This window comes from Aeromonas oralensis (assembly GCF_049665575.1).
GTDB lineage: Bacteria > Pseudomonadota > Gammaproteobacteria > Enterobacterales > Aeromonadaceae > Aeromonas > Aeromonas hydrophila.
In genome coordinates, this window is the sequence record NZ_CP187186.1 from 2,967,960 (window position 1) to 2,980,473 (window position 12,514).

General features: G+C 52.8%; 6 protein-coding genes, 3 tRNA genes and 5 pseudogenes. 3 read left to right on the forward strand and 11 right to left on the reverse strand.

Going from position 1 to position 12,514, the window contains the following annotated elements; genetic code table 11:
• Nucleotides 1-402: 402 nt before the first annotated feature.
• Nucleotides 403-1,089, forward strand: a pseudogene (locus tag ACPDZI_RS13755) (PAS domain-containing protein); the annotation flags it as partial.
• A 132-nt stretch (nt 1,090-1,221) separates the two neighbouring features.
• Nucleotides 1,222-1,614: a methyl-accepting chemotaxis protein gene (locus tag ACPDZI_RS13760; RefSeq protein ID WP_370511043.1), complete on the forward strand. Its 393-nt coding sequence runs from the start codon at nt 1,222-1,224 to the stop codon at nt 1,612-1,614.
• Nucleotides 1,615-1,725: 111 nt separating this feature from the next.
• Here ACPDZI_RS13760 and ACPDZI_RS13765 read toward each other — a convergent pair.
• From ACPDZI_RS13765 to ACPDZI_RS13775, 3 genes and pseudogenes are all read right to left on the reverse strand, one after another.
• A pseudogene (locus ACPDZI_RS13765) lies at nt 1,726-2,381 on the reverse strand (IS3 family transposase); the annotation flags it as partial.
• Between the two features lie 198 nt (nt 2,382-2,579).
• On the reverse strand, nt 2,580-4,832 hold the full coding sequence (locus ACPDZI_RS13770) for a sulfatase-like hydrolase/transferase (protein WP_438833318.1): 2,253 nt from the start codon (nt 4,830-4,832) through the stop codon (nt 2,580-2,582).
• Between the two features lie 117 nt (nt 4,833-4,949).
• Complete coding sequence (locus ACPDZI_RS13775; RefSeq protein WP_146060900.1) at nt 4,950-5,633, reverse strand: LexA family protein; 684 nt, start codon at nt 5,631-5,633, stop codon at nt 4,950-4,952.
• A gap of 190 nt (nt 5,634-5,823) precedes the next feature.
• Here ACPDZI_RS13775 and ACPDZI_RS13780 point away from each other — a divergent pair.
• Nucleotides 5,824-6,986, forward strand: a pseudogene (locus ACPDZI_RS13780) (IS3 family transposase).
• A gap of 317 nt (nt 6,987-7,303) precedes the next feature.
• On the opposite strand, the gene ACPDZI_RS13785 reads toward ACPDZI_RS13780, so the two are convergent.
• The 8 genes and pseudogenes from ACPDZI_RS13785 to ACPDZI_RS13820 form a co-directional block, all read right to left on the reverse strand.
• Nucleotides 7,304-7,390 (reverse strand) — tRNA-Leu (locus ACPDZI_RS13785).
• Between the two features lie 41 nt (nt 7,391-7,431).
• Nucleotides 7,432-7,505 (reverse strand) — tRNA-Cys (locus tag ACPDZI_RS13790).
• A 34-nt stretch (nt 7,506-7,539) separates the two neighbouring features.
• Nucleotides 7,540-7,615, reverse strand: a tRNA-Gly gene (locus ACPDZI_RS13795).
• Between the two features lie 181 nt (nt 7,616-7,796).
• On the reverse strand, nt 7,797-8,351 hold the full coding sequence (gene pgsA, locus ACPDZI_RS13800) for a CDP-diacylglycerol--glycerol-3-phosphate 3-phosphatidyltransferase (protein WP_011706577.1): 555 nt from the start codon (nt 8,349-8,351) through the stop codon (nt 7,797-7,799).
• A gap of 295 nt (nt 8,352-8,646) precedes the next feature.
• Nucleotides 8,647-10,496, reverse strand: a pseudogene (gene uvrC, locus ACPDZI_RS13805) (excinuclease ABC subunit UvrC).
• 188 nt (nt 10,497-10,684) lie between these two features.
• Nucleotides 10,685-11,330, reverse strand: a pseudogene (gene uvrY, locus ACPDZI_RS13810) (UvrY/SirA/GacA family response regulator transcription factor).
• Nucleotides 11,331-11,542: 212 nt separating this feature from the next.
• Nucleotides 11,543-12,304, reverse strand: coding sequence for a 3-deoxy-manno-octulosonate cytidylyltransferase (kdsB, locus tag ACPDZI_RS13815; RefSeq protein WP_438833319.1), 762 nt, complete (start codon nt 12,302-12,304; stop codon nt 11,543-11,545).
• A complete protein-coding gene (locus ACPDZI_RS13820; RefSeq protein WP_011706581.1) occupies nt 12,301-12,489 on the reverse strand; it encodes a Trm112 family protein in 189 nt (62 codons plus the stop codon). The genes kdsB and ACPDZI_RS13820 overlap by 4 nt, the downstream gene beginning before the upstream one ends.
• Nucleotides 12,490-12,514: the final 25 nt, after the last annotated feature.

A 12,514-nucleotide genomic window follows, 5' to 3' on the forward strand; every position in this document is an offset into this window, starting at 1 on the left:
AACCACCATACCTTACCCTCATCGGTGCTACCACTTTTACCATGCCGGGCTTGGAGGGGCAGCTTTAAGCTTGGTGTGAGTCGCCGCCAACGCCCAATCATATTGACTATCAGCACAGTATCGGCAGGTGCCCAGCCCAGGGGGCAACACCATCCGCTGGCGTACCATGGTGTATTAGGCCTGATTTTTGTATGGAGTAACCTGAGTCAGTTGTCGGCGTCTGTTACACTCACAAATGAAGCCTTATACCTACTAAGGTGTAAAAAGTGGATTGAAGGCTCATGGCACATGCACAATTACTACCTGGCTGGGGAGTAAATACTTATGTTTAACACGAAACTGAAACAAGAGCTGGTTGCAGAGAGAGCAAGAGCCTTGCAGAGCGAGGCGCTGAACCACGCCATGCACGCCCATCTCCCCATGATCGAATTCACTCCCGATGGCCATATCCTCGATGCCAGCCCGCTTTTTCTGAGTACCGTCGGCTACAGCCTCAAGGAGATCGTGGGGCAGCACCATGCCATCTTCTGTCGAAAAGAGGACTCGGACTCCCCCTCCTACCGGGAATTCTGGAGAAATCTGGCCAATGGTCACAACCAGCACGGCACCTTCCAGCGAGTCGGCAAGCACGGCCAGGAAATCTGGCTGGAAGCAACCTACTTCCCGGTCAGCCAGGATGGCAAGGTCATCAAAGTCGTTAAAATCGCCTCCGATGTGACCTTGCAACATGATCAGCTCATGACGCAGAAAGCGATATTCGAAGCGCTGGATCGCTCCCTTGCGGTCATCGAGTTTGAGCCAACTGGCGTCATCATCAACGCCAACCGCAATTTTCTCGACACCATGGGCTATCGACTCGATGAAATAAGAGGTCGTCAGCATCGCATGTTCTGTGATGAGTTGTTTTACCGGGAACACCCAGATTTCTGGCAGGAACTGGCTCAGGGAAGCTTCAAATCGGGGCGCTTTCAGCGCTTTGACAAACAGGGTCATGAAATCTGGCTGGAAGCGACCTACAACGCAGTGCGGGGCAGCCATGGCAAGGTGATCAAGGTCATCAAGTTCGCCTCCGACATCACCTCGCAAATCAAAAAAGATCAGGCCGTGCAAAATGTGGCCAAAGTGGCCAACGAAACCTCCGTCACCACCAAGGCTTCAGCCATCAAGGGTGAGGACATGCTGACCACAGTCGTCTCCACCTCGGACAACATCGTCACCCAGATGGAAAATGCCAGTACGCTGATGAGCAAGCTGCATGCCCAATCTCAAAATATCACCGCCATCGTTTCAACCATCAGCAGCATTGCAGATCAGACCAACCTGCTGGCGCTCAACGCCGCCATCGAAGCCGCGCGAGCCGGTGAACAAGGCAGAGGCTTTGCCGTCGTGGCGGATGAAGTTCGTCAACTGGCGGCAAGAACTTCTCAATCCACTAACGAGATCGCAAGCGTGGTCAGCCAGAATCAGCAGCTCACCCATCAGGTCAGCGAACAGATCCAGTCCGCGGCAGATGGCGCCATCCATGGACAAAGGCAGATCGACGATGTCGCGAAAGTGATGCAAGAGATAAGAAATGGCGCCGAAGAAGTGTCGACCATCATCTCGGAACTCTAGAGAAAGCAACGAGGGTCACCTTAGTAGCTCAACCCTCTAGTAGACGAGAAACAGGCAGCTCATCCCGGTGGTGCACGACCTCACCAACCAAGGATACACCGACTGTAGTGGTCAACTAAATCCGGACACTTGGTCAGGCGGAGCCTCGGCTTTTGCTGGCGGCATCCCGTCATTGTGTTGATGTGGACGCTGTCAGTTGTAGTAATCCATCAGGTATTAGCTGATATCTCGCTTCACCTCCCACAGGTTCATATATCCCGTTGTCGAGAGCTACTCTGACTTCAGGCTCCTGAACAGCCGTTCCATCGGGGCGCTATCCCAACAATGACCACGCCGACTCATGCTCTGGGTCATGTGATAGCGCCACAGTGGTTGCCGAAATGCCCGGCTGCCATATTGGCTGCCTGGTCGGAGTGAAACAGCACGTCTGATGGGCAACCCCGCTGCTGATAGGCCATCTCCAGTGCTTTGATGGCCAGCTCTGCATCAGACTTATCAGACATCACCCAGCCCACGACCCGCCGGGTGTACAGGTCAAGCACCGCTGCCAGGTAATGCCAACGACCACCTGCCCAGACGTAGGTGATATCGCCACACCACATATGATTGGGTTGTGGAACATCAGATTCTCGTGTCAGCAGATTGGGAATGTCCGGTCGTTCAGACCGTACAACCTTTTAACGGTGTGCGCCGGGGTGTTTGGATGCCAGTGCGGCTTCTTTCATCAGGTTACGGACTTTGAATCGGTCAATCTGATACCCCAACACCTGCTTCGGGAAGAGAATATCCCTGGTCGAGCACCAGGGATGCGGTTTCGAGTTTGAATTGGGCAGTAAATGAGCGACCTAATCTCGTCATTGAACACATCAGATCATGGTTGCGACGGTACCACCTAAAAGGCTGTCCGGGATGATTAGGCCACTACACATCGAGTTTACGGACTGTCATTACTTAGGTAACCCGTTTTATATCAGGTCTATGTTTATATTCAAAAAAATAGGGCGATTTAAATCGACTACTTCAGCATTGTTATCAAATGTCATTACATCCCCAGCTTTAATTGGGGCTTGAATGATATCTAAAACATCATTTTTAAACATTTCAGAATCTACTTTAAGCAGTACGTATTCGCCTGATTTAAATTGACTTTTTTTGATTTTTTCTGATAATGGGAATACTGCATCAAGGGCCCCCATACAGGTATCATACTGAAAGGATATAAATACACTTTTGTACGGTTTTTTATCTAAACTAATTTTCTTGATATCATTGCAGTTAGAGTGATTTTTTATTTCATGGCTGCCATCAAAATTATTGTTAATTATGTTAACACCTGCGCCAATTGTTTTGTAATCACCGTCAATATAGATTGAATCAACAGATACCCCATTAGACGAATTGAACGAATAGATGCCTTCAAAGGAAACTGGAGACGTTATCAACTTCATTTTTTGTTTTTCAAAAAAGTCATCTTTTATTGATGCTGTATTTTTGAAAAATTGTATTGATACTGCTTTGTTTTTTTCACCAAAGACAAAACAACCCCCATCACCTTTTATGCCCAACTCGTTACATGAGTTAACGATAACAAATGATGTACCATTATCTAAAGATAAATAATGCTTGTTAAACTCATCAAAATACACATTATCTATATCAGCCTCATCCTTCAAGACAAATAATGCGGGGAGTGAATAATATTTATCCCCTGCTAGAAATACTTTGTTATCTTTTATTTTCGCACCATGCGAGAATGTAGAGAAAGACCAAGTGCTTTTTGAGAAGTTTGAATAGGACGAAAGAGTTTTATCACCTTTATTAAATTTGGTGTAGGCCATACCGCTATAATAATCCTCAAGTAGATTTCGGCCGAAACCTAACCCATCGTTATTACCAAGAAATGAAAGTATAGTTGCACCCACATCAATCAATAAGCCAGGTCTATCAACCTTCTTTTTTTCCAAGTTAGCACCAAGCACAACGAATAAATTCTTTCTACTTCTCGGATCTTTATTCAGAATAGATAGTGCATCATTACTCATAGCCAAATGGTCTGATTGCAATATGATTATTGTATCTTTATATGCCTCAGAAGACTGAATCTTACTGATGAATTCAGCCAACAACTTGTCTGAACATTGAACTGCATTAAGTATGTTCACTGTTCCATCGCCATACGGCTTATCATTAATGCATCTCGATGGAATATGCCCCCATGGATGGTGCGTATCTAGAGTCAACAGCGATAAAACAAACGGCTTCTTATTTTTACTAAGCTCAACAAATGACTCATATGCATAATCAAGAAGATGGTCATCATGAATACCCCAGTCAGAGTAATTAATACTATCAGGTGGGATTGTTTTTTCAAAGTAATCTCGATCAACTGATGTGTAACCATGTTGCTTTATAAACGTTCCTTTTCCAGCGAAATCAGACTTTGCGCCACCAATAAATTTAAGCTCATATCCATTATCCTTTAAAATGTCACCTAAACAATAAGCATCAGGCATAAACTGAGATATTGACCCCATGTTATTCCCTTGCCCACTAGGTAATGATAGTGGCAATCCACACTGGCTATTTACCAAGCCTGCAATAGTCCAACCGCCCCCATCATTATCAATATTAGTAAAATCTATACCTTCATTGATGATAGGAACGAGCTTAGATATGAGCCCTGGAAATTCACTCTCACTTAAATATGTTCTCTCAAGACTTTCAGCGTAAATCAGAACTATATTTTTCTTGTTTTTAATTTTTGACTTATTTACAACATATTCATCGCCAACGTCTTGTTTATCGAACACGCCAGATACATACAGCCTAGCTTGCTCGTAATAATTGTTTACCCATGGAGAAATCAAAAACAATAAAGATGAAAGAGAAAATGATATGAATGGACTAACTTTCATCAACCCTTTCTTACTTTTTTTGATAAAAACCTGAGAAAGTATAAATATGATTGCACAAAAAACAAATCCAGCACCATATGCGATTTCTTTAACATACTCACTGAACCCAGCGCCTTGCACACCAGTATATAAGTGATACATTACTGAAGTATTAAACCCTGCACCAGTAAACATATCGCTTACAACATAAAGCCCACTTAAGGCTATGTACAAAACAGCAACTGAAATAAGCAAACCACGACATCTAGTTGTACTTATGCACAAAATAAAAAAAACTAAAATCGAGACAACGATGATAATCAATTAGCCCACCTTTACAGTAAATCTAAAAAGATATTGTTGCATGTTATTATTAACGCTGAATTTGCATATTCCTATAAATAGTAAAAGCAGCATTAAGCCTATCAAAAACATGTTCAGCTATCGTTTCCTAAAAATTCGTTGCTCAACCATCACACCGATGATCTGAATGTGCTGTCGGTCGGAGTACATGGTGGGGTAATCATCGTTGAGGGGGATAAGTTCAAATACCTCTTGCCCGTTCTCGTCGATGCCACGGGGACGGTACTTTTTGAAAGTTGCCTCGTTGCTGCCGTTCTTGACCACAACGAAATCTCCAGGTTGCGGCGCTTCGTCGGGGTCAACGATGATCAAATCCCCTTCTTTGAACTGCGGCAACATGGAATCGCCACGTAGCCAGAGGCCAAAGCCACAGGACCCAATATCGACACTGGCTGTCACATACTCAACATTGCCATCGAAGGTAGTGGCCTGCTCGCACATCTCACGCCAGTTCCCCGCCTGGACATAGCTGATCACAGGGATCCGCTTACGCTGTGATACCACCGCCGGTTCGACGTTGTGATAACCAAGAATTAGGTGTTCTGCAGGTAGCTGAGGGGAATCCCCGCTCCCAGTTAAAAGCCAGTCAACAGTAACCCCGAGAGCCGCTGCTAACTCATTGAGATAGCGCCCATTAGGTGTGTTCTCACCTCGCTCCCATTGGCTAATGGATACGCGTGATACACCGACTCTTGAGCCAAGAGTTTCTTGGCTATACCCGAGCCTCTTACGTGTCTCTTTGATGCGGTCATTTATTTTCATGTAAGCAATCTTACAATTTGCTTTCGTAGATTTTCTTGTCTTTTTTGTAAATTTTTCCTTTCATCCCGTATTCACCTAACGTTATATTTTATTTCGTAAATAAACCTTACAAAGTGAGCCCGTGTAATGGTCTAATCATCCCGGACACCGTTTTAGGTGGTACAGTCACCACCATTACCAGAAGTGTTCAATGACAAGATTACGCCGCTCATTCACTGCCGAGTTCAAACTGGAAGCCGCATCCCTGGTGCTCGACCAAGGCTATTCAGTCCCCGAAGCCAGCCGTTCACTGGATGTCGGCGAAACCGTGCTGCGTCGATGGGTTCAGCAACTTCAATCAGAACGAAGTGGCGCTACACCTGCTAACCGGGCGCTGACCCCTGAGCAGCAGAAAATTCAGGAGTTGGAAGCCCGCATCAACCGGTTTGAACGCGAAAAGGCCATTCTAAAAAAGGCTACTGCTCTCTTGATGGCGGACGAACTCGAACGTACGCGCTGATAGACCGATTAAGGGAGCAAGCCCCCACCACCCTGGTCTGTTGCGCTTTCGGTATATCAACCGCCTGTTTTTACGACTATCTGGCTCGCAGGCGCACAATTAACCGTGAACGGGTGCAGCAGAGAAGTGAGTTACTGTGTCTGTTCAAAGAGAGCAGAGGCTCAGCTGGCAGCCGGGCCTTGATGTCAATGATGCGGGCACTGGGGCATCAGATTGGCCGGTTCAAGGTGCGTCGTCTGATGAAGGAGGCCGGGCTGGTCTCTAAACAACCGGGAGCTCATCGTTATCAGGTCGCGCGGTCTGAACGACCGGATATTCCCAATCATCTGGCGCGTGAATTTGCTGCCCCGCAACCCAATTAGGTGTGGTGCGGCGACATCACTTACGTATGGGCAGGTGGCCGCTGGCATTACCTGGCGGCGGTGCTCGACCTCCACACCCGACGGGTCGTGGGCTGGGCGATGTCCGGCAGGCCTGATGCTGACTTGGCCGTGAAAGCGCTCGACATGGCGTATCAGCAACGGGGCTGCCCGTCTGGCGTGCTGTTTCACTCCGACCAGGGCAGCCAATACGGCAGCCGGGTATTTCGGCAACGGCTGTGGCGCTATCGCATGACCCAGAGCATGAGTCGGCGTGGCAACTGCTGGGATAACGCGCCGATGGAGCGGCTGTTCAGGAGCCTCAAGACGGAATGGCTTCCGACCACGGGGTACATGAGCCTGCGGGAAGCCAAGCAGGATATCAGCTATTACCTGATGGATTACTACAACTGGCGGCGCCCGCATCAACACAATGATGGGATACCGCCAGCAGAGGCCGAAAATCGGCTTAACTGTGTGTCCGGATTTAGTTGACCACTACATACCAGTGAACTTGGCTTGTCGAGCTGCGGTATCAGATAGCGGTATGGGGGTATCTCCCGATTCAATTGGGGGTACATGACAGACGCTGGGGGTATAAGCCTCCACCTCACAGGCCAGGAATGGCGCGGGATTGCGGGCATGTGGGGGTACTTTTTATCCCAGTGGGAACATGTCCCCCCAAAAGTACCCCCAAACTCGGGGGGGGATGTCATGAGGCCTTATGATACGACGAGATACAACAAAAAACCCGCAAAGCCTTTAGCTATGCGGGTTTATGGTATGTCTTGAGACTGTATGAAACTATAGTTTGGTGCCCGAGGCCGGAATCGAACCGGCACGACGCGAACGTCGAGGGATTTTAAATCCCTTGTGTCTACCGATTTCACCACTCGGGCACCGTAATCGGTATCAAGCTCGCGCCGCGGGCTTGTCAATATGGAGGCACGTTCCGGAGTCGAACCGGACTAAACGGATTTGCAATCCGCTGCATAACCGCTTTGCTAACGCGCCATGCAAAAGAGAGAAACTCTCTATTGTCTGAATTTGGAGCGGGAAACGAGACTCGAACTCGCGACCCCGACCTTGGCAAGGTCGTGCTCTACCAACTGAGCTATTCCCGCATTGGTCTGGCTGACTGCCTGACTACGAGGACGCATTCTAGCGATGTTCCTCGCCCAGTCAACCAAAAATGTTTAATACCCTGATCGTTCGGGTGTTTTTTGCCCTTTTCCTGCATTTTCAACGTTCACGACCGTTTCCCTGCCCCAAGTGCGGGGAAACAGCGCTTAGTACAAACGCTGACTAGAAGCGGGAGTGGTAGGTCAGATCGCCCCAGGCGGCCTTCATGTACTGGAACATGGACCAGAAGGTGAGCACGGTGGCCACATAGAGCAGCACATAGGCCAGCCACACCATCCAGATGTCGTACTGCCAGATGAGGCCGGTGAGCGACACCATCTGGATCATGGTCTTCCATTTGCCAATCCAGCTGACCGCCACCGAGGAGCGCTTGCCAAGCTCGGCCATCCACTCGCGCAGGGCGGAGATGATGATCTCGCGGCCAATCATGGTCATGGCAGGAATGGTCACCCAGATGGTGTTGTAGTGCTCGACGATCACCACCAGCGCCGCCGCCACCATGATCTTGTCGGCCACCGGATCGAGGAAAGCGCCGAAGGCGGTGGACTGGTTCAGCTTGCGGGCAAGGTAGCCGTCAAACCAGTCGGTCGCCGCAGCCAGGATGAAGACGATGGCCGCCGCCAGATAGGACCACTGATAGGGAAGGTAGAACAGGATGACGAAGACGGGGATGAGCAAGATCCGAAAAAACGTCAGCAGATTAGGAATATTTGTCATTATTTTCAGCCACTTCTTGTATGCCGCTACATGGTAGCCCCAAGCCGATCACGGATGCAACCGGACAGGCGCCCGCCTTGGTCTATGAATCCATCAACAACCTCAGGATGCGGGCCATTATGGCATTTACGGCCCCCCTGCGTCACGGCTCTTGTGTGCCGGGATCCCCGAAGTGAATGAACCCAGAGTGAATGATGTGACTCAACTCGCCCCTTGCCGATACCCCAGGCGACAGCCCCTGTTCGCCGTCAGGGCAGACAGGAGGGCGCATGCACCCCGTCTCAGCTACCAATGGCTAGAGCGAGTGCAGGGCGTCATGGATGGACTGGGCCAGCTCCTGGCTGATGCCGGGCACCTTGGCGAGCTCCTCCACCCCGGCTTTTTTCACCTCCTGCAGCCCGCCCAGGTACTTGAGCAGCGCCTGCCGCCGTTTCGGCCCCACCCCCGGAATGTCCTCCAGGGTACTGGTGGTGCGGGCTTTCGCCCGTCTGGCGCGGTGGCCGGTGATGGCAAAACGGTGGGATTCGTCGCGAATGTGCTGAATCAGGTGCAAAGCGGGCATATCTGCCGGCAAATGCAGCTCTTCGTGACTCTCTCCCAGGATCAGGGTCTCCAGCCCCGCCTTGCGGGTCACCCCCTTGGCGATGCCCACCAGCAGCGGATATTTGCCCCCCAGAAACTCCAGCTGACGGGCCAGGATCTCCTCGGCGCGGCGCAGCTGACCGAGACCGCCGTCGATAAACAGCACGTCCGGCACCTTGTCCGGCTCCTGCTGCTTGCCAAAACGCCGCTCCAGCGCCTGCTCCATGGCGGCGTAGTCATCGCCGCCGGTGATGCCGTCAATGTTGAAGCGGCGATATTCCGATGAGAGCGGCCCCTCCCGGTTGAACACCACGCAAGAGGCCACGGTGCGCTCCCCCATGGTGTGGGAGATATCGAAGCACTCCATGCGGCCGATGGGACGCTCCAGCTCCAGCAGCTCCTCCAGCTGGTCGTAGCGAGCGGTGGTGGTGCTCTTGTGGGCGAGGCGCGAGCGCAGCGCGGTCTGGGCGTTGATGGAGGCAAGCTTGATGAAGCGGGCTCGCTCGGCGCGGGTACGGCTCACCACCCGCACCTTGTAGCCGACGGTCTGGCTCAGGGTCTCGGCGATGACGTTCTCGTCTTCGAGCGCCACATCGAGCAGCACCTCGCTCGGGATCTGCCGCCCCCCTGCCCCGACAGATAGAATTGCAGCAGGAAGGATTGCACCACCTCGTCAAGCTGGGTATCGGCCGGCACTTTCGGGAAGTAGCTGCGCGAGCCCAGCACCTTGCCCTGGCGGATGAAGAGCACGTGGATACAGGCGGTCCCCTGCTCGAAGGCCACCCCCACCACGTCGAGCTCGTCCAGCACGTTGCCGCTCACCGACTGCTGTTCGGTGACCCGGCGCAGCGCCTGGATCTGATCCCGGTAGCGGGCCGCCTCCTCGAAGCGCAGATCGCCGCTGGCGGACTCCATCTTGCCCACCAGCTCGCCTATCACCTGCTGGTTCTTGCCCGCCAGAAACAGCTTGGCCAGCTCCACCTGCTGGGCATACTCGGCCTCGCTCACCAGCCCGGCCACGCAGGGGCCGGCACAGCGCTTGAGCTGGTAGAGCAGGCACGGGCGGCTGCGGTTGGCATAGACCGCATCCTCGCACTGGCGCACCGGGAAGATCTTCTGCATCAGGTGCAGGCTCTCGCGCACCGCACCGCCGGAGGGATACGGGCCGAAGTACTCCCCCTTAACCTTGCGGGCACCGCGATGAACGCCGATGCGCGGATGCTGGTGCGCGGTGATGATGATCCAGGGGTAGGACTTGTCGTCGCGCAGCAGCACGTTGTAGCGGGGCTGGTACTGCTTGATGAGGTTGTGCTCGAGGATCAGCGCCTCGGTCTCGGTGTGGGTGACCGTCACCTGCACGTCGGCGATCTGGCGCACCAGGGTGCGGGTCTTGATGCTGTCGACGTTGGCCCGAAAATAGGAGGCGAGCCGTTTTTTCAGATCCTTGGCCTTGCCCACGTAGATGACGGTGCCGCCGCTGTCATACATGCGGTAGACGCCGCTCTGGTGGGTGACGGCACTGAGAAACGCCTTGCTGTCGAAGAGAGGTTCAGACGAGGTCATGCTGGCTCCGGCAACGGGGATCGAGGTGCTGGATCTGGGGGATCACGGCAAACGGAAGATCGAAAGAGAGGCTCATCGGCAACTCGGCTCAACGGATGAAAGCAGAAGACGGCACAGAGCATACTGCGCCAGGCCGGCAAAAAGCAAAAAGGCGGCACAGGCCGCCTTTGATGGCTACACGCCGCCCGTTACAGGGTATCGGCATCCAGCATGCCATAGCGAATGGCCAGATGGGTCAGCTCCACATCGCCATTGATGTTGAGCTTGCTGAACAGCCGGTAGCGGTAGCTGTTGACCGTCTTCGGGCTCAGGTTGAGCTGTTCGGAGATGTCGGTCACCTTCTGCCCCTTGGTGATCATCATCATGATCTGCAGCTCGCGCTCGGAGAGGGACTTGAAGGGGTTCTCGTCGGGCCGAGGCAAACTGGCTCAGGGCCATCTGCTGGGCGATCTCCGGGGAGATGTAACGCTGACCGGAGTGGACCAGGCGAATGGCGTGGATCATCTCGTCCGGCGCGGCTCCCTTGGTGAGATAGCCGGCGGCACCCGCCTGCATCACCTTGGTCGGGAACGGATTTTCTGAATGAATGGTCAGCACTATGATGCGCACATCGGGCCGGATCCGCAGGATCTTGCGGGTCGCCTCCAGGCCGCCGATGCCCGGCATGTTCATGTCCATCAGGATCACGTCGGGATGGTGCTGACGACAGAAAGTGACTGCGGTTTCCCCGCTCTGCGCCTCGCCCACCACCTTGATCCCGCGGACATCTTCCAGAATGCGTCTTATCCCTGTACGCACCAACTCATGATCATCGACCAGGAATACATTAATCACCCAAACACCCCGTTTTTTATCTCGTTATATGCCAGTTAGGGTTAACACGGCGTCTTGCATCATAACCAAACTCACTGATTTGGCAAACCATGGCCGGGAAAAGTTTGAAAGTGCTCATAAATGGTGTTTTTAATCAAATAATTATATAAAAATTAAACACAAAAAACGGCGCCCGCAGGCACCGTTCAGAGTCATTTTTGCTGTTGTTGGCATCAGTTCGCCAGCAGCGCGCACACCTTGTCCAAATCGGCCTGGGTATCTACCCCGACCGGTGGTGCCTCGAGCGCCTGGGCCACGTGGATTTTCTCCCCATACCAGAGCACCCGCAACTGCTCCAGCGCCTCGATCTGTTCGAGCAGGCTCGGCGCCCAGTCCACGTAACGCTGGATGAAGCCGGCGCGATAGGCGTAGATACCGATGTGGCGCTGGTAGTGGTCACCAATCTGCTCGCGATTCGCGGCAAAGCGATCCCGGTCCCACGGAATGGAGGCGCGACTGAAGTAGAGGGCGTAGCCATCCTTGTCAGTCACCACTTTCACTGCGTTCGGGTTGAACGCCTCTTCGGCGTCCTGGATCGGCACCGACAGGGTCGCCATCGGCGCTGTGGCGGCAGCCAGATTGTCTGCCACCTGACGAATGATGGCGGGCGGAATGAGCGGCTCATCCCCCTGCACATTGACGATGATGGTATCGGCGGCAAAGCCGTAGTGACGGCACACCTCGGCCAAACGCTCGGTACCGGACTGGTGATCCTTCGAGGTCATGCACACCTCGAAACCCGCCTGCCCGGCGCAGGCGGCCAGCGCCTGCTGCACCCGCTCGTCATCGGTGGCGACGATCACCCGATCGGCGCCCGACTGCAGGGCCTTTTCCACCACGTGCTGCACCATGGGCTTGCCGTGGATGTCGGCCAGCGGTTTGCCCGGCAGCCGGGTGGAGGCGTAGCGGGCCGGAATGACGACGACGAAGCTCATGACGACAGCTCGTCGCTACTGAGCGGACGGGCGCGGTTCTCCAGCAGCACCGGGATCCCCTCCTCCAGCGGATAGGCCAGCTTGTCGAAGCGGCAGACCAGCTCATGCACGGCCTTGTTGTAGTGCAGCTTGCCCTTGCAGACCGGGCAGGCAATGATGTCGAGCAACTTGATGTCCAAAGCCAAAACGATACTCCTTCAACGATGTCGC